Origin of the sequence: Silvanigrella sp., assembly GCF_044369315.1 — a bacterium.
Lineage (GTDB): Bacteria > Bdellovibrionota_B > Oligoflexia > Silvanigrellales > Silvanigrellaceae > Silvanigrella.
Genome location: NZ_JBIPMD010000006.1, coordinates 19018 through 37334 on the forward strand (window position 1 = coordinate 19018; position 18317 = coordinate 37334).

An 18317-nucleotide genomic window follows, 5' to 3' on the forward strand; every position below is an offset into this window, starting at 1 on the left:
GTTTGCACCTCTTTTATTTAATTATTAAAGGGAGGAGGCGGAGGAGCAGATGCTGGCGCTGATTGTGGGAATCCAAATCCTCCACTACTGCTATCATTGCTAGAAGGTGCGTTAATTGGGTTTGGATCTTCACTAGGCAAAGAAGCCTTTTTGGGCAAAGGATCCACTTGAGTATTGTTTTGATTTTCAAAGTTATTATTTATCTCTTCTTTTTTTGGAGGAGGTGCTTTTCCTGCTTCTTCTGTCGGAAGTTTAGAATAAAATTCTTGGTCTTTGTATTTATCACCATAATAAATTTTTAAGAAATCATCACGATCCTTAATTTTTTGTGAATAAATTTTTTCAAGATCTTCAGAATTACGAACAATATGTGGTGTTATATATACATTTAAACTGGTTTTTACTTTATTTCTCAAAGACCTTTTAAATAACCAGCCAAGGATAGGAATATCTCCGAGCAAGGGAACTTTGGAATCTGTTACCGTTGTTTTATCTTGTGTTAATCCACCTATAACAGCTGTTTGTCCATTTTGAACAATAACCATAGATTCTGCTGAACGTTTGCTAATTGGATCAGGCACTCCCGTTTTATCATTGATTGAGCCAGCGTCATCAAGTTTTATATTGATTTTCATTGTTACAAAGTCGGCACGAGAAATTTGTGGTTTTACTTTAAGTTCCGTAGAAACGGTATATTTAGTTGGTTGTTGAACCGTTCCTGTTCCAGTCGTATTTTGCACTTGATAAACTGTGCTATATTCTTGATTTGATGCAAATGTAGCATCTTCATTGTCTGAAACCATCATACTTGGTGTTTGTAACACATTGGAATTTGTATCTGTTTTCATTGCAAATAATAAGGCACCTGGAGTCAAACTAAATGGTCCTAAATTAATTGGACTTGTTCCCATAATACCTAAAGCTGCACCCCCCAAAACAGAGCCTAAACTTGTTGGATCGGGAGTTGTTCCGGTTTGAGAGAAAAACAAGGGTGCACCTTGAGTTGCATTAAATCCAAATGGGATTGTTGTTCCGTTACCACCACTTACGCCACCTAAAACTGAAGGAGACCAAGTAAAATTATTTGAAATATTCATATCAATTATATTTGCTTCAACATAAACTTGTGCGCGGCGTTTATCGAGTTGTGCAATAATATTATCAAGTTCATCAAATGCAGATTTGTTACCTTGAATAACCAAGGAGTTTGTTGCTTTATCGGATGTTACTTTAACTCCGTTTAAATCGGCAACGGCTTGACCTTGTTGTGGTGATCCTGGTGCTCCAGGTATGTTCATAGGAGGTGGATAAAATGCAGGACGAAACGCATTTGATTGGTTTTTAGCTCCTTGGGTCAGGGCTTGAAGTGTTTGAGCCAGCTTTTCAGCATCTGCGTAATCTAAGGGACGAACACGAACCATAGTTTGTGAATTTTGGTCTAGCGCAGGTTTATCAATACGTTGAATAAAACGCACAACATCATCGAGACCACTTGATGGACCTACTAAAATGATAGAGTTTGTTCTTTCGTCTGCAAGAACTTTTTGAACACTTAAGGAAGGTCCATTTCTATTTCCAAATATTTCATTTACTTTTGTAACAGTATCTTTGGCGTCCATATAATTAATTGGAACAATTGTTACAATAGGCTGATTTGTTTTTGCATCTAATAATTTAATCACTTCAAGAATGCGGCGAATGCGGTTTCCAGTATCTGTTAATATAAGTGAATTTGTTGTTGTAAACGCTGCATATTGAGTAACTCCCAATAAAGGACGAAGTTGGTTAATTACCGTGTTCGCATCAATGTAACGTAACGGAATAACCTGATTGATAATTTCATCTGTGGATGGGGACCAGTTTTCACCATAATAAGTTTTTATATTAGATGATTTTGCGTTAGCAATAGGAAGAATTTTTACAACAGATCCTGTGTCAACAGTAGTAAAACCAGAAATATTTAATGCACTTAAAAATGCTTGATAAGCTTCTTCTTTTGTTACTTGTTCAGGAGATATAATAGAAATTCGAGAAGAACCCGCAACACCTTGTGCTAAAACAAAGTTTTTTCCTGTCCACATACCAACAGTTTTAATAATATCACTTAAATTAGCTCCATTCGGGAAATCTATACTAACGAGATCTTGTCCATGAGGAACGGCATCGGATTGTGATTTTTTTGCTGGTGCAGAAGGAGAAGTTGAATTGGATTGATTTTTATTTTTAGAATTATTTTGATTATTATTGTTATTTTTAGGCGTATTTGGTGCTGGATTAGACGCTGGTGCTGGCAACGATTGTGGTTTGGGAATTGGTGGGGTTTGGGCTATTAACGATGTGTTGTTGAAAGTAGTCCCTAAAAATGCAGTAATTAAAGCAATAGGTATCGCTTTGTTTTTACCTCTTCTTCGTGAAGTATTATTGAAAGCGTTATGAAAGTTTTTCTGATTCATCTAACTGTTACCTTTTTAGTCATCTGTCCGCCAGCCTTTTTAATTTGCAAAGTAATATTTGTTTCATCTTGCAGAGCTTCATAGATTTTAAAGCCTTGCGAAGGATCTTCTAGATTAATTCCATTCACACTTGTGATTACATCTCCGTTTTCAAGTTTTATTTTTTCAAACAAACTTCCCGAAGTAATACCATATATTTTAAAACCTATCGTTTTACCATTCATAGATTCGGGAACAAGCCGTGCTGAATTTAATATTCTGGAAAATCCAGGACCAATTTGTTCGCTTACAAACTCAGAATCTAATTCAGTAACTTGATCTTCATTTCCAGAGCTGTCTTCCGTTTTTTTTGCAGCTGCTCTTTGTTGTGAACCTGTAAATAGACATATTTTTTTGTTTTGATTGCGTAATTGTACGCCTGAGGGGCTAGCAATTTTGTATATTTCATAGGCGTCGTATTCAATGATATGTTGCCCTTCTCTATAAACATCTGCTGTTTCTACTCTAGAGTCTTTAAATGTTACTAAATTCGTCTTGGGATTGCCAGTGAAAAGAATGCCCACAAGTTCTACGGGTAGCTTTTCTTCTTGGTTACTACAAGGAACTTCTTCAAAATTCTTTATTAATCCTAAGGGATTATCATCTAAATCTTCAGAAGGAATAGTGCCTAATTTATTAAATATATTTCTAGAAATGACTGATTTTCTCAGTTGAATATAGGACTGGCCAGAGCTTTTTGAAGCAGAATATACAAGTATATCTTGCGAATTTTTTAATGGTTTTATTAGCTTCATTGAAATAATTGTATTTAATAAAACAGATCCTATGAATATACCAGAACAAATAAAAAAATATTTTCTAAAAACTAAAATATTTTTATGATTCCAACTTTTAAAAAAATTGTTGTTTGAAACTGGGCTTATGTCTGGCTGATTATTTATTTTTTGTGTCATTGGACGTTCACTTTAAAAGAAATTGGTTGACCGCCACGCATAATTTGAAGATCAATCGTATTTTCATTTCGCATGGAATTTAAAGTTTGAATGGCTCGTGCCGCATCATTGAGTTCAATTCCATTAATTGCTGATACGATATCTCCATCTTTTAAACCAAGTTTTGCATAAACACTATTTTGAGTAATATTTGTAATAACGAATCCTTTTACCTGCCCACCTACTAAGTTAGGACTTGCTTTTGCTTCTTCAAGGGTTTTCGCAAAATCATTTGTTAAAATATTATTAACCCATTGTTTTGATGCCGTTGTTGCATTTCCGTTTCTTTCAAACCCATCTTCTTTATAGTTAGCGCCTGATGCGTTTTGTGGGGAGCGAGAACGTGCATCAGGAGGGATTGGAGATGTCAGTTCAATAAATTCAGGACAATTTTTGTTTGTCACTAATATTCTATTTTTTTCTATAGAATAGAGAACTCCTCCTTGAGGTAGAGAGTCACCTTGTTTAAAAACAGGGTTTGTCCCAGAATCAAACACAACTAAACTTGTTTCAGAAGTACCTCCAAAAAGAATTCCTGAAATTTTATAAGGCAAATTGAATTTAAAAGGCTCAAGGGAGCAAGCTTTATTCCCATCATCTTCTGCGTCCGGAATTAATCCCTTGATATTAAATAAATTTCTGTTTATAATTGAGGAAAGATCTGTAATTCCTTTTTCATTTTCACGCTCAATTGTAGCAATTGGTTTTTTTTGAGTAGGTGGGTTTGTTTTCCAAAAAAAACTCAGTAAAGTTGTTGTAATTCCAAATAAAAAAGCTATTCCTGCAATCGTGTAAAATACAGGTGTTACCTTTTCTGCAGGCGGTATACTCGCGTCAGAAGAAAATAACTTGTATTTAAGTTTAGAAGCAATTTGAATCATTTTCACTAATTCTTAAATTAAGGTTGTTTTATTTTGGTAACGACCACAGTAATGTCGTCCTCAAGTGCTTTTCCTGCGCCATAAAACTCAAGGCTATCTTGTAAAAGCAGCGAAATAAATTCAGAACTAGCTTTTGTGTAGTTTTTTTCAATGAATTTTCTGAGGCGTCGTTTACCGTATTCCTCATCTTTATCATTTTTGTTTTCTATTAATCCATCAGTATAGAAAAAGATAAACTCACCGCCAGCCATAGGAATTTCTTTTTTTTCAAAAACTTTATTGTCAATACGGGTTGCCCCAATATTTCCTAAACGATTCCCACTAGCTATAAGTGTTTCCACCTTTTTATCATCCCTAATTAACAAAGGAAAATTATGCCCTGCATTTGCAAATCGGATAACTTTCTTTTCAAAATCAAATACACATGAAAAACAAGTCATGTTGTAACTTACGTCACTATGACCCATGCTAGAAAGCACTGTATCAAATCCTGAAAGAATGTCATCAACATCTAGGTTTTCTCCTGCAAAGAGTTTGCTCTTAACTGAGACAAAGTAACCAGAAACGGCTGCTGTCACCATGGCACTTGCCGTACCATGTCCCGTCACATCTGCAATAAAAACAAAAAATTTGTCTTTTAATGTTACGGTATTCCACCAATCCCCCCCGCAAAAAGCAGCAGGAATTGCCGTACCAGCACAGTCTACATTCGGGTGTTCTGGCGCTACTTGAGGCAAAAAAGTTTTTTGAACAAGTTGGCTGGTGGCTAATTCCATCTCTAAAGTTCTGCGTTGTCCTTCTTTTTCTTCTATCTCCTTTTTGATTTGATCATAACGTTTTGCAAGTTCTTCATTTGCTCTTCCGAGTTCATAGTTACTTTTGTTTACTTGGTTAAAAAGTCTTACTGTTTCAGCTTGGTTTTTTGCTATCATTGTATAGCCTAATAAGACTCCTGTTGTGCTTTCAATTTTAACCCCGTTAATAGAAAAAGGTAACAATTCTCCTTCAGAGGTTTGAACAAAAACTTCAACATCTCTAACAAATCCTTGGGTAGTAAATTGAATTTCAAGTTCTAAATAGTAATCAACAAGGCTCTCGGCATGAGGAAATAATTTTCGAATATGTTGTCCAATAAGATCGGATTGCGAAAAATGTGTTGTCTCACATGCCGATTTATTTGCTTTCATGATAATGCCATCTTGATTTAAAAGAAACATCATTTCAAACATATTATCGACAACTTGATCAATAAATCGTTGGTGTTCAAGAATTCCTCTGGCTACTTCTAACAGTTTTAAATGGGATTCAGAGGTAAAACTATTTAATTGTTCTTCAGGTAATAAATCTAATTTTTGCATTGAGACCATTTGAATAGTCTGTAAAAGTTTTTCTGTTGGGTTAGTAAATTCTTTGTGCCACTCTCTCATTAATAATTGAACTTTTTGTGTCATTAAATATGAAAATAATCCACAAATAATAATAACGATAATTACTAAAATATTAAACGTTAAATTTGGAACTAAATAATTTCCCAGAATTCCAATAAAAATAATAAAACCTACAAAGCGATACAGATTTTTTAGCATTTCTGTAAGCTTTAAGGTCCACTTTTTTATAATGTCTTCAATTGTTATAAAACTCAATTGAAAATTCTCCTCAACTTCATCCTAGACTTATCGTTTAAAAAGAGATGTCAGTTAAATGAAACTTTGAAATCTTCTTTCACTATGTCAATACTGTGGCTCCTCATAAAGATGTTACATTATCCGATGAACGGAACGTATTTGAATTTTCGACTGCGGCTGGAGCGCTTCATGGAAGAAATCCGATTTAAACCAACAATATTTGTATTAATTGCTATTGTTGGCGCTGTTGCAATTGCTGCAACTGGGTTTTTATCAACTGATTGGATGTTAACAACAGCGGTTAGTGTTGTTTTATTTTTATTATCATATGTATGGTTTTTCTCAGTAAGGAAACGAATTGATGAAATTCTAACACACGATCTTGATAAAATTGCCAATGATGCAGCAAGAGCAATTCGTGAGGAATTAGAATCCTCTGCTCAAGGTGGAGGTGAGAGAGTTTCTCATGAAAAAGATAAAAATATTGAATTAAAAGAAAAAGAATTGCTAGCAAAAGAAAAAGATTTAGCTATCAGAGAAAAAGAAATTGCTTCTCGTGAGAAAGAAATACAAAAAAATAAAGATGATTTGGATTCAAAGAAAAAATCTTTTGAAAAGGCTTCATCAATTCCTTCAATTACCTCTGCGCCATCTTCTAGAACAAAAGACGCAGCGACAAAAGAAGAATTATTACAAAGGGAAATTATTGCACTTAGACATCAGCTATTACATATGGAAGAAGTTAATAATACCAGATTGTCTACTTTGCAGCACGAATTTCAATCTAAAAATGTTCAAGCGCAAAAAAATATGGAGTTTTGGAAATCAAGCGGTGAGAGCATGAATAAAAAACTTCAAGATCAAAAACGTGAATTTGATTCTTTAGCAAAATCACTCGAAAGTAGGGCTGTTCTTGCAGAAGAAAGAGGTCTTGATCAACAAAATAAATTAGCAAGACTTCAATTAGATGCATCACAAAAAGAACTTGGTGTGAGTGAGCAGGTACAACGTTTAGAAGAAATTATATCTTTGGTACCTGAAATGACAAATCAACTTCATAACGTAACTCATCAGACGGAAAGAAGTGCAATTGAGATTGGCGATAAAGTAAGATTTATTTATGAAAAAGCACAAGAACACTTAGAAGAATCAAATGAGATCTCGGCTCAATTTAGAGGTGGAAAAGGTAACAATAGCAATACATCTTTAAGCGAAGTGATTCAAAGTAGTTTATCCTTATTACGTGAAATGATAGAAATGCTAGAGCATAACTCTAAATTAAATATGGATTATTCCCAAGCAATCGATACCATTCTCGTAAATACAGCAGAAATTAATAAAATTAGTGATGAAATTCAATACATTTCTGACCAAACGAACTTACTTGCTCTGAATGCTGCAATTGAAGCGGCACGTGCGGGAGAGCATGGTCGTGGTTTCTCAGTGGTTGCAGAAGAAGTTCGTAAACTGTCAGATAGAACAAGTCTTGCAAGTAATAATATTATTCAAATTGTTGGAAAAGTGAACTCTAGTGTAAGAGATATAAGTAGAAGTTTATTAGAAAACTTAAAGAAAAATACAGAGAAAAAGACCCATGTGGATCATGCTGTGAATGAACTCGTTCGAACTGCTGAAGAAAGTACGGAGGTATTTACAAAACTAATTTCAAATGCGGTAGCGAGTTCTGAAAGTGTTGCAAAGAACATAGATCAAATTATTTTAAGTTTACAATTCCAAGACATAACGAAACAGCAAATTGATCAAGCGCTTCAACCACTCGATAAGATCAAAATTAATATTGAAGAGCTTTTAAATAAAGCGCTCCAAAATGATGCTCTTGCATTAAAAGCAGCACATCAACATGGAGGCGGTGGAACAAATGATGGTGGTACAAGTGGAAGTGGGGGTGGATCATCAGGTGGAGGAACTCCACCCCCGTCATCACCTGCAGGAACTCCTCCACAATCAACTCCTCCTTCGAGCGCTGCTCCCAAAGCAAGCGCACCACCCAAAGCGCCCGCTGCAGCGCCTCAAAAATCAGCAGAATCATCGGCGCAAGGTAGCGCACCAGCTGCCGATGATGAGTCTCTTGTAAAAGGAGATGTTGTCTTTTTCTAAGTATTATTTGCTTTTTAGAACCCCTTAGAAGTTTTGTCGAAAAAACTCCCATTTGTGGTCTTGTTTAAATATTTACAAGGTGCAATAATCTAACTTAGTAAACCCTTATAAATATTTTTTTTAGAATGATCCTTAATTGGTCATGCCATTAATGCTTTAGGGAGGAGTCCGTGAACGGATCTTATGCGCTTATGGGTTCAAGTGCCATTATTCGGCATGTTCAACATCTGGTATATAAAGTCGCTGAAACGAATTCAGCGGTTTTAATAACGGGTGAACCAGGGACAGGGAAAGATGCGATTGCTAAAATTATTCATGAAAGATCTCCTCGAAATAAAGGGAGTCTTATTCCTGTAAAATGTGGAACAGGGAGTGAAGAAAGTTTAGAATTAGATTTATTTGGTTATGAAGTAGGCTATTTTCAAGGTAACACTCAAGCACGTTCTGGTTATTTTATCGAAGCTGATGGAGGCACTCTTTATATAGATGAAGTTGGTAAGTTAACAACAAAACTTCAGTTGTCCTTGTTAAAAGCAATGAACGAAGGAGTGATTAAAAGTTTCGGAGCTAAAACGGAAACACCAATTAATGTTAGAGTGATTTGTTCCACTTCTGTTGATTTAGAGCATTTGGTAAAAAGAGGTGTGTTTTTAGAGGATTTATTTTATAAACTTTCAACCTCTTCTATTTATCTTCCTCCAATTAGAGAAAGAAGGGAAGATATTCCTATTTTAGCTGAATTTTTTGTACAAAAATTCAATCAAATAAAATCTAAAAAAATTCTTGGAATTTCACATGATGCAATGAATGCTCTTTTGCAAAACTCTTGGACGCATAATACGCAAGAGTTAGAAAATTTAATTGAGCGTATTGTTGTTTTAAAAAATTCAGGAAGTATAGATATTTGTGATTTACCGCCGAGATTAAGAAATTTAGTTACAGATAACATAGATGCATTTTATGATAGAACAACTCAAGCACAGCAAAATTTATCTTCTTTATCGATGAGTAATCAAAACTCATACCATAATCTATCACAGCCCAATTTAAACCAATATTCTAAAATATCTCATCAAAATAATCAATCGCACGGAAATTATAATCATCAAATTGCGAAAGAAAATAATTTACATAATAATCATAGTTCAACTCTTTCAAAGAACCAAAATAATTCATCATTAATGAATAATAATTATTCACAATTAAATTCGAATCAGCAAAATTTTAATCCTAATTTTTCTCAATCTCAATCTGGAAATCCGGTTCATAATCAAATTAATAGACCTTCTATGTTTGAGGATCTTCCTAGTGAAATAGATCAATTTATTAAAAAAGAAATTGATCTAGGATCGGGCATTGATTTTTATAGAGTCGTAGAAGAATTTGAAAACAGATTAATTTCTGAAGCCTTAAGAAGGACGAATCATAATAAAAATAGAGCTGCTCAATTACTTTCTATGAATAGAACAACATTAGTTGAAAAACTTAAAAAGAGAGCGACTTCTTCACCAATTAAAAATGAAACAGGTAGGGTTAAAAGAAATTCCGCTTTTACAATTTTTGATGGCCTAGGAAATGAAAATCCAGATTTTGAAGCAATAGATTTCGTAAATATATCAACAGAAGATAGTCCTTAATCCCTAATTTTAAAAAAAATAGGGAGAAAGTTTCTAGTAATTTTTATAACTAGAAACTTTCTCCTTTTGTAATTATTTTTAAATATATATAAAATATTTTATATATTTAAATGTGAATGAGGGATTAATGTTAAAAAAAATAATTTTAGCATTTTTTATTACTTTAATTTGTTCACCGGTATTCTCGCAAGATTATGAATATAGTGGTTCTTAAGGCTCTGAAAATAGAGTCGATTTTTTACTGAGTGGTGGCTATTCCTAAGTTATAATTGGTGGAAATTCTTATACAGGATATAACGGCTCTTCTAAATTATTTTTTCCGTTAAGCAGTAGTTTTTCTTTTGGAATAGGCGGAAAATATGAATATGCAACAAGCAATTCTGGAGCATTAGACAATTCTAACGGAACAATAAATTCAACATTCAATGCCATTTATGCAGGGTTAGATTTTGCGTATAAACTTTCTTTTTCCTTTGTTGATTTTCAATTAAATCCATATGGGTACTATGGAGTTTATAATTATTGGAATAGAGATACCTCATTTTCTGGAACTACAATTTCTGGGAATCCTAACGTAACAACAAATTTATTATATGGTTTAGGTTTTTCAGTTTTATTTAAATTAGGGATGTTTTATTTTGGTCCTGCAGCTATTTATTCAAGAGGTTATATGGAATGTGATAGTTATAAGGACACTTTTGGAAATAGTTTTTCTGCTAACACTGGTAACTATGAAATATATAATTACAACTTTACAATAGGAATGTTTTTATGAAAAAATCAAATTATTTTTGGTTTTTTATTTTTTTAAATTTTTTTTTAGTAAACAGTTGTTCTGATTTATTAGACTTAGGAGACCCTGGTAAAAAAGATGATCCTTTAAGTTTATATAGTTTTGCATCTCTTCAAGATCTTGCCAATCAGGCTTTAATAACGGGAATTGTTCCTCAATATTCTACATTTGGAAACAAAAGTGGCTTGATAACGGTCGGAGATGCAAGCGGTTGTGTTGTCATGACTTATGGAAAATTAAAATGCTGGGGACTAAATGATAATTCGCAATTAGGTGATGGCTTAACTGTAAATAGTGCAACACCACATTTAGCAACAAGTGTGAATCCAACCTCAACAAGTGACATTATTGTTGCCGTTGTTTCGGGAAGAACTTCTTCTTGCGCCTATTACTACTCCGGTTTTAAATGTTGGGGAAATCAAACGAGCGGAGTTTTAGGTAATGGAGTAACAACAAGTTATGCAACAACTCCACAAGCTGTTAGCAATGCATCAGGAAAAATAGCAAAATCAATTCAAATGAATGATGGGTTTTCTTGTATGATGGATACCTCAGGAGTGATTTCATGCTGGGGGCAAATACAAATGGTCAATTAGGGAATGGTACTACTGTAGCATCTACCACAGCTGTTTCCGTAATTTTAGGAGGGACGGCGGTTTCTTTTATGTCACAAAATAATGATAGCTGCGCCATTATTTCATCAGGGGTTTTAAAATGTTGGGGTCAGGATTTTGCAACGACACCTACTGCCGTTTCTCTTTCTTCTACGCCTAATGTTTTAGGTGGCGGAACATCAAACTCACCGTTTTTAGGTTGTATCAATTTAAGTTCAGGGACAGCTCAATGTTTTGGTTCAACAACAAATACTTATGGAGAATTAGGTAATGGAACAAACTCGGCACCAGCAAATGCGGTAACGGGTTATACCGTGATAAATGCCTCTTCAAATCAGCCATTATCAGGTATTTCTATGATTGGATCGGGTGGGGCTCGTGTTTCAGGAACGGTGGAAAATTTTGCATGTGCCGTTGCAGATGACTTTGCGAATGTTTATTGCTGGGGTAGAAATGCTCATGGCAATTTAGGAAATGGAACTACTACGGATACAAATAAAGCAACTAAAGTAACAAAAACTTGGCCAAATTCAAATATAATAGATATTGCAGTCTCTGATGGAAGAGCATGTATCTTATTAAAAAATAGTGATGTTTGGTGCTGGGGGCGGGTTTTACAATAGTGGAGAACTTGGAAATGGAAGTTTAACTGGAAATTCAAATGTTGCTATTAAAATATTAAATAGAGCGGATTCTTAATTCATATTCTATTTATTTGTCTTTATAATCCAGCAGAAATTTTAGTTTGTCTGTTATCATTCTCATTCAGTTCAAATAAATCAAGAATTTCTTGTGGTGCTTTTTCAAATGGAGTTACGGATTTATCTACCGAATAACTCACGCTTTTTCTACTAAAATCAATAAAATAAGATGAATTATCAGATAACGTAACTTGGGATTCAGGAACATTATCATTTGTTACGACAAATCCTGTGGATATTCTTAGTCTGTTTTCAGGAATATGATTTAAAAGAGATAAGCCATCTATAGGGGGAAACCGGATTTTCAATAAGCATTAAATCTAAAATTGTAGCAAAAATATCGGACTGAGCGATGGGTGCTGTTTCTTTATTTTGAATTTTTATTCTAAAAGGTTCGGGAGGTAAAACAAAAAAAGCATTATGGATAATTTCGGGATCGTAACCCTGATTGAAGATAATTTTTCCTTCGTCATCATTTTCATCTGTTTTTTCAAACATAGCGGTTATTTTTTCTTTCCAAGTTGAAAAAATATGTCTTTCAGATTTGTTTTCAGAGTGACTTGAATTTTTCTCATGTTCTCTTTTGAACATCGAATCCTTTTTGGCAAGAGGGACATTTTGTCCGTGATCTGTTGTGTAAAAAATCCAGATATTTGGGTCTTTTATTCTTGCTGCTGTAATGATTTCATTTAAATAAATATCAGAATAAACAATTGTATTATCATACGCATTTGTTCCGTTGGGACTTGTTTCAGGAAAGAATTTTTTGTACTTTTTTTCAGAATGAATATGATAAGGATAATGGCTTCCGTCCATGTGGGCAATCATTAAAAAAGGTGCTCTCATTTGTTTTAAATGAGGTAAAATGCTAGTGTGCAATACTTTTAAGTCATCGGCGCCTTTAGAAACACTTACATTTGCACTAAAATCCGTTCCTGCTTTATAAAAGTCCACTATATTTTTGCCACTCAGTTGATCAAAATTTTTCCAACGTAGATCTTGTGAACTGATAAAGGCTGTGTCGTAGCCTCTTGCCTTAGCGTAATCAAATATATTTGGTGCTGAGTATATGGTTCCGTGCGGATCGATATTCTGCTTGCCAACAAGCATGTAAGGAACCGAAATTAAGGTGTGTGGTCCAATGCTCACTGAGTTTTGAAAAGGAATCAAAATTCCTGCTTCTTTTAGTTTATCTAAATTTGGCGTCGTTTTTCTATGGTATCCGTATAAACTCATATGACTTTTAGCTACGGATTCGCCAATAATCCATAAAATATTTGGAACTTCTTTAGAATTAGGTGCAAGAGAAATTTCGGGTTTATTTTTTTTTAATTGTTTAAAATAGAAGGATCTTCCTGCTTCAGGGATGGAGGCATACGCTGCTGAAATAGGATGCTGATAATCCAAAATTAAATACCAATTCATGCCACATAAAATAGTTAAAGATACAAAAATGGGGAAATTAATGGCGAGCTGGAATTTTTTATATTTTATTTGATTATTAGATGTGAATAATAAAAGAAGAATCAATAAAGAGAATAAAATAAAGCCAAAGATTTTAAAATAATTTAAATTTTCAAAGGCAAGTTGAATTGTTAACAAAGGTTCGCTTACAAAAAAGCGGATGCCATAGGTGCTTATGGGCATTTTATAAAAAGAGTAGTGAGCTGTTTGGATGGCTAATGGAGCTAGAATAAACAAGCTTCCTAGTAGTTTAGTAAAAGTGTTTCTATTAAAGAGGCAGCGAATGATTAAAATAAGTGAAGATAAAACAATTAAACTTAATATATAATTTACAAAATATCTACCTGATAATAGATTGTTAATAAACGATAATTTTGATCTTATGAAAAACACATCATACATAAACAAGATGGCAATTAAAATAAAAAATCTTTTGAATTCAGGGAGTTGTTTTGATTTTTGAATGAACTTATTGAGCATTATAAAAGACCTTGGGAGTTATAAAAACAAAAATTGTGTTTATAACAAAAAAAGAGCAACTTCAATTACGAAGTCGCTCTTTTTTTTGTAAGGAATTCTCGTTAATTAGCGAGAGTCACTTCCTTGTCCGTAGCTTAAAATAGCCATAGTACGTGCGCGTTTTACAGCTAATGTAAGAGCACGTTGTTGTTGTGCGCTTGCGCCGCTAATACGACGAGGTACAATTTTACCGTGTTCTGTAACAAAACGGCGAAGAAGTTGTGTGTCTTTATAATCAAAAGTGATTTGTGGATCTAGCGTGCGTTTTGGTCTGGAATAGCGACGCTTTTTTTTACCTGTGGATACTGCCATGGAAAAACTCCTAAAGAAGTTTGTGAAATAAAATGCAGGCAGCAGCGTTGGGCTTTCGCTTTGCCAACGCAGCAACTCAACAAAACATGAGAGGACAAATAAGCACAGCAAAGCTCTTGCGTCAAGTTAAAAGAGGGTTTGTTCTTTTGAGAGTAATTGTTCTTTATTCTTTTTCGAAGGATTTTGAGATTTATGAACTACTTTATGAAACTCTTGGTTTTTTAAGCTTATTTCGTTCTCATTATTCTTGTTTAGGAATGTTTTTAAGGAATAAAGGATATCCAAAGCTTCTCTTGGGGTAATCGAATTTGGGTCAATATTTGTAATAAAGTTAGTGAGTTTCGTGCTATTTTTTTCATTCTCAGAATTCTCTTTTTGCGTTAGGATTTCCTCTTCTTTTGAAGAGAGGGGTTTTTCTTTTAACATTATGTTTTTATTATTTATATTCTCATTTGGGGACGTTTCTAATGTTTGTAAAACAGATTCCGCTCTTTGTATGATTTTTTCTGGTATACCAGCTAATTCGGCAACATGAAGACCGTAGCTTTTTCCAGATCCTCCGGCTTTATAAATTCTTGTGAATTTAATTTCTTTTTTAACTTCTAAATTAATATTTTTTATTATATTTTCAGATACTTGCATGTGCATTGGGATGATGTTTGTTTTCTCTGCGACGACCTTTTGCAATTCATGATAATGGGTTGAAAATAGGGTCCGTGCTTTTACATCATCGTGCAGGCTTTCTAATATGGCCCAAGCTAAAGACAGCCCATCAAAGGTTGAGGTGCCACGGCCGATTTCATCTAAAAGAAGCAAACTTTTTTCTGTAGCAAAACGAAGCATATTTGAAGTTTCAAGCATTTCTACCATAAAAGTAGATTGGTTTTTCAAAGCATTGTCAGCAGAACCAATTCGCGTGAAAATTCTGTCTGTCATACCCATTATAGCGCTTGTTGCTGGAACAAAAGAACCCATTTGACATAATACTTGTGTAATAGCCACTTGCCGCATGATGGTGCTTTTACCCGCCATGTTAGGGCCTGTGATCAAATGGATAAGTGGATTTTTAAAATGACTCTCATTTTCGCAGCCAATTGTAATATCATTAGCTATAAAAGGTTCCATATTGCTAGATAAAACCGTTAATATAGGGTGTGTCGAATTTGTTAATTTCGTTAAATTTTGTTCCGTTAAGCTTGGTTTGCACCAATTATATTGTAAAGCTAAATTTGCAAAAGTAACTGAGAGATCAATTTCTGCTATTAAGTTTGAAGCTTCACAAAGGGTACTAGAAAATTCTAGAATTTTAATTCTTAAACTTTCTAAAATTTCTTTTTCTAATATAATTCGGTTGTCACTAGCAGATAAAGATTTTTCTTCCAATTCTTTTAACTCTGGAGTGATATATCTCTCACAATTTGTAAGGGTTTGTTTGCGAATAAAATGTTTTGGCGCTTGTAATACTTTCCCTTTTGAAATTTCAAAATAATACCCAAATGCCCCAGTATATCCAATTTTTAATGTCGGAATTTGAGAACGTTCTTTTTCTTTTTTTTCAAGATCTGCAAGCATTTGATTAAAATTTGTTGTTAATGAAATGGCTTCGTCTAGATCTTTTGAAAATCCTTCTTTAAAAATGATACCCCCTTTGCCAATGACAGCAGCGGGTTCGTCTGCCAGTGCTTTTATTAATAATTCAGTAAGGGGTTCTAGTGATTGTATCATTTCATTATTAGAAAAAATAGCATTAAAAGTGGGAGCTGTTTTTTTATCTTCAAGTATTTTTTTTATGAAGGGGAGATGAATTAAAGTTTGTCTTAACCATGCCATTCCTCTTGCATCTAAGTTACGTTGCGCTGCTTTTGATAACAAACGATCAATATCAGCTGTATTTCTTAAATTTTCGATCAAATCTTGAATTAAATTTGGTGTATTTATGATTTCATTTACTTTTATTTGTGATAATTCAACATCTTCTTTGTTTTTAAATGGATATTTTAAACGGTGTAATAAATGTCTACTTCCTGTTGCTGTGGTGCATTTATTTAAAAAGTGAAAAAGACTTCCTTTTTTTTCACCAGAAGCTGTAAAGAAAAAATCCAAATGTCTTTTTGTTCCTTCATCTACAATTAAATGGGTAGATAGCTCGTATTTTTTAATATTTTGGATGTTTTTTAATACGTTTTTTTGAGTTGTCTTTAAATATTGTAGGATAGAGCAAATTGATTGTAGGCTGTTTGGAATATTTGTTAAACCAAAACGATGAAAATCTTTTTCAAGAAAAAACTCGCAAAATAATTCTTTACAAGCGGACTCGGAACGTAAAATCCAACTTTCTATTGAATTTATTGTCGTTATGTTTCTTTGTTGAATTGTTTTTAAAATAGAGCTTATTTTTTCATGAATATTTTGCGGAATTAATAATTCACGTGGTGATACGGTTGCTATTTCTTCAGTCAGTAAAGTTTCATTTAAATTATAGGTAATGCGGAACTCACCTGTTGATGCATCAACATAAGATAAAGTAAAAAGTTTTTTATTTTCAATTACGCTTGCAAGGTAACAACCAAATTTTGTTTCGTTATTAGAATCTTCTTCGTCAAGATTACCTGGTACAGCAGGTGTTGCTATTCGAGTAATTTCTCTTTTTACAATTCCTTTTGCTTGTCTTGGGTCTTCTATTTGATCACATACCGCAACTTTAAAGCCAGATTGAACACATTTTTTCAAAGCATTTTTATAACCGACAACAGGCACGCCTGCCATAGGAACGGAATTATCACTTGATTTATCCCTTAAAGTTAAGGTTAATCCACAAATATCAGACGCAATAATGGCATCAATTCCAAAGAGTTCATAAAAATCTCCCATTCTAAAAAAAAGCAGAGCATCGGGAACTTCTTCTTTTGCTGTGCGAAATTGTTTCATCATAGGGGATTCAAGTTGTTTTATTGAAATGCCTGAACAATGCTCTTTGCTCAATCGTTCTAAAGCGGGTTTTAAATGAGGAGGAAGCTCTTTGCCTTGAGATAACCATTGGGTGAGGAGAAAGTCAGATTCATTATTTGTCGTTTCAACATTTGTCATATCTAAAGCCCTTATTGGTGCAATATTTCCAATCGGGGTGAACTATAAAGTATAAAAAAAGGAGAGTAAATTTTACTCCCCTTTTTCTCTTCTTGAAACACTGCGTTGGTTTGCAGCTAAAATTCGTTTACGAATACGAATATTTTTTGGTGTAATTTCTATCCAGTCATCATCTTCAACCCAGTCCAAAGCGGTTTCAAGGCCTAGTTTTGTAATTGGAGAAAGTTTTGTGGAGTCATCGGATCCTGAAGCGCGCATGTTTGTTAGTTTTTTCTCACGAACAGCATTCACGTCAAGGTTGGAGTCGCGATTGTGTTCCCCAATGATCATACCTTCATAAACTTCTTCACCAGCAGCAACAAATAAGCGTCCGCGTTCTTCAAGACCGCTTAGTGCATATTCTGTTGTTTTTCCGTTGCGGTCAGCAATAAGAGAACCGTTTACACGAGATAAAAAGTTTCCACGGCTCGGTTCCCAACCTTCAAAGTAACTTGACATTAAGCCTTCGCCCTTTGTGTCTGTTAAGAAAGTACTGCGGTAACCAAGTAAACCACGAGTTGGGATGCTAAATTCAATGCGCGTGCGACCATTATTAAAAGCTTGCATGTTTTCAAGACGGCCTTTGCGAATAGAAAGTTTTTCTGTTACTGAGCCAACGCTATTGTCTGGAACATCAAGAACAACTCTTTCAACAGGCTCTAATTCTACTCTATCAACTGTTTTTGTAATTACTTTAGGACGGGCAACCATACATTCGCCACCGGAACGACGAAGGTTTTCCATAACAATGGCAACTTGAAGTTCACCACGTGCTTTTAATATGAAAACTTCAGGAGAATCTGTATTTTCAATTTTTAGTGCCACGTTATTCATAGCTTCTTTATGCAAAAACTCACCAAGTTTATTACTTGTTAAATAAGTTCCTTCGCGGCCTGCTGTAGGAGAAGTGTTTACACTGACTTCCACTCCAACTGTAGGCGGATCGACTTCAATTCTTGGGAGAGCTTCTGGGTTTGAAGCATCTGAAATGGTATCACCAATGGCAAGGTCATTTAAACCAGTGGCAACAATAGCAATGTCACCAGCAGAAACGGATTCAACGTCCACTTGTTCAAGACCAC

General features: G+C 34.2%; 13 protein-coding genes and 1 pseudogene. 4 read left to right on the forward strand and 10 right to left on the reverse strand.

The annotated features are described in order from the left end of the window. Positions 1-17 precede the first annotated feature (17 nt). Genes gspD through ACIQ56_RS01290 form a run of 4 tightly spaced genes read right to left on the reverse strand, consistent with a single transcriptional unit; the run spans position 18 to position 5969 of the window. Complete coding sequence (gspD, locus tag ACIQ56_RS01275) at positions 18-2453, reverse strand: type II secretion system secretin GspD (protein WP_397599275.1); 2436 nt, start codon at positions 2451-2453, stop codon at positions 18-20. After that, complete coding sequence (locus ACIQ56_RS01280; protein WP_397599276.1) at positions 2450-3406, reverse strand: hypothetical protein; 957 nt, start codon at positions 3404-3406, stop codon at positions 2450-2452. The genes gspD and ACIQ56_RS01280 overlap by 4 nt, the downstream gene beginning before the upstream one ends. Further along, positions 3403-4326: a PDZ domain-containing protein gene (locus ACIQ56_RS01285; protein WP_397599277.1), complete on the reverse strand. Its 924-nt coding sequence runs from the start codon at positions 4324-4326 to the stop codon at positions 3403-3405. Before ACIQ56_RS01285 ends, ACIQ56_RS01280 begins: the two co-directional genes overlap by 4 nt. A 17-nt stretch (positions 4327-4343) precedes the next feature. Beyond that, positions 4344-5969: a SpoIIE family protein phosphatase gene (locus ACIQ56_RS01290; RefSeq protein WP_397599278.1), complete on the reverse strand. Its 1626-nt coding sequence runs from the start codon at positions 5967-5969 to the stop codon at positions 4344-4346. A 171-nt stretch (positions 5970-6140) separates the two neighbouring features. Between ACIQ56_RS01290 and ACIQ56_RS01295 the strand changes: the two genes are divergently transcribed. Together ACIQ56_RS01295 and ACIQ56_RS01300 are read left to right on the forward strand one after the other, a co-directional pair. Continuing rightward, a complete protein-coding gene (locus ACIQ56_RS01295) occupies positions 6141-8069 on the forward strand; it encodes a methyl-accepting chemotaxis protein (protein ID WP_397599279.1) in 1929 nt (642 codons plus the stop codon). Positions 8070-8239: 170 nt separating this feature from the next. Continuing rightward, the gene (locus ACIQ56_RS01300) at positions 8240-9706 is read left to right on the forward strand and encodes a sigma 54-interacting transcriptional regulator (RefSeq protein WP_397599280.1); all 1467 of its coding nucleotides are present in this window, start codon (positions 8240-8242) and stop codon (positions 9704-9706) included. Positions 9707-9988: 282 nt separating this feature from the next. Here ACIQ56_RS01300 and ACIQ56_RS01305 read toward each other — a convergent pair whose 3' ends face one another. Then, positions 9989-10138 carry a hypothetical protein gene (locus tag ACIQ56_RS01305; protein WP_397599281.1) on the reverse strand — a complete coding sequence of 50 codons (150 nt, stop codon included), beginning with the start codon at positions 10136-10138 and terminating at the stop codon, positions 9989-9991. A gap of 339 nt (positions 10139-10477) precedes the next feature. Here ACIQ56_RS01305 and ACIQ56_RS01310 point away from each other — a divergent pair, with 339 nt between their 5' ends. Together ACIQ56_RS01310 and ACIQ56_RS01315 are read left to right on the forward strand one after the other, a co-directional pair. Further along, complete coding sequence (locus tag ACIQ56_RS01310) at positions 10478-11095, forward strand: hypothetical protein (RefSeq protein ID WP_397599282.1); 618 nt, start codon at positions 10478-10480, stop codon at positions 11093-11095. Beyond that, entirely contained in the window at positions 11065-11736 is a 672-nt protein-coding gene (locus ACIQ56_RS01315; protein ID WP_397599283.1) for an RCC1 domain-containing protein, read from the forward strand. The genes ACIQ56_RS01310 and ACIQ56_RS01315 overlap by 31 nt, the downstream gene beginning before the upstream one ends. 98 nt (positions 11737-11834) lie before the next feature. Here the strand turns inward: ACIQ56_RS01315 and ACIQ56_RS01320 are convergent, their stop codons facing one another. From ACIQ56_RS01320 to ACIQ56_RS01340, 5 genes and pseudogenes are all read right to left on the reverse strand, one after another. Further along, the gene (locus ACIQ56_RS01320; protein WP_397599284.1) at positions 11835-12122 is read right to left on the reverse strand and encodes a hypothetical protein; all 288 of its coding nucleotides are present in this window, start codon (positions 12120-12122) and stop codon (positions 11835-11837) included. Then, positions 12067-13758, reverse strand: a complete 1692-nt coding sequence (locus ACIQ56_RS01325; protein WP_397599285.1) for a sulfatase-like hydrolase/transferase — start codon at positions 13756-13758, stop codon at positions 12067-12069. Before ACIQ56_RS01325 ends, ACIQ56_RS01320 begins: the two co-directional genes overlap by 56 nt. 105 nt (positions 13759-13863) lie before the next feature. Further along, a complete protein-coding gene (rpsR, locus tag ACIQ56_RS01330; protein WP_153418711.1) occupies positions 13864-14109 on the reverse strand; it encodes a 30S ribosomal protein S18 in 246 nt (81 codons plus the stop codon). A 126-nt stretch (positions 14110-14235) separates the two neighbouring features. Next, positions 14236-17196, reverse strand: a complete 2961-nt coding sequence (mutS, locus tag ACIQ56_RS01335) for a DNA mismatch repair protein MutS (RefSeq protein WP_397599286.1) — start codon at positions 17194-17196, stop codon at positions 14236-14238. 72 nt (positions 17197-17268) lie between these two features. Continuing rightward, positions 17269-18317, reverse strand: a pseudogene (locus ACIQ56_RS01340) (translational GTPase TypA); the annotation flags it as partial.

What these genes read in the sequence shown, in the direction of transcription:
- ACIQ56_RS01295 (WP_397599279.1), top strand. Translation starts at nt 6,141, where the DNA reads ATGGAAGAAATCCGATTTAAACCAACAATATTTGTATTAATTGCTATT.
- ACIQ56_RS01325 (WP_397599285.1), bottom strand. Translation starts at nt 13,758, where the DNA reads ATGCTCAATAAGTTCATTCAAAAATCAAAACAACTCCCTGAATTCAAA.
- ACIQ56_RS01315 (WP_397599283.1), top strand. Translation starts at nt 11,065, where the DNA reads ATGCTGGGGGCAAATACAAATGGTCAATTAGGGAATGGTACTACTGTA.
- ACIQ56_RS01310 (WP_397599282.1), top strand. Translation starts at nt 10,478, where the DNA reads ATGAAAAAATCAAATTATTTTTGGTTTTTTATTTTTTTAAATTTTTTT.
- ACIQ56_RS01280 (WP_397599276.1), bottom strand. Translation starts at nt 3,406, where the DNA reads ATGACACAAAAAATAAATAATCAGCCAGACATAAGCCCAGTTTCAAAC.
- gspD (WP_397599275.1), bottom strand. Translation starts at nt 2,453, where the DNA reads ATGAATCAGAAAAACTTTCATAACGCTTTCAATAATACTTCACGAAGA.
- ACIQ56_RS01285 (WP_397599277.1), bottom strand. Translation starts at nt 4,326, where the DNA reads ATGATTCAAATTGCTTCTAAACTTAAATACAAGTTATTTTCTTCTGAC.
- ACIQ56_RS01305 (WP_397599281.1), bottom strand. Translation starts at nt 10,138, where the DNA reads ATGGCATTGAATGTTGAATTTATTGTTCCGTTAGAATTGTCTAATGCT.
- mutS (WP_397599286.1), bottom strand. Translation starts at nt 17,196, where the DNA reads ATGACAAATGTTGAAACGACAAATAATGAATCTGACTTTCTCCTCACC.
- rpsR (WP_153418711.1), bottom strand. Translation starts at nt 14,109, where the DNA reads ATGGCAGTATCCACAGGTAAAAAAAAGCGTCGCTATTCCAGACCAAAA.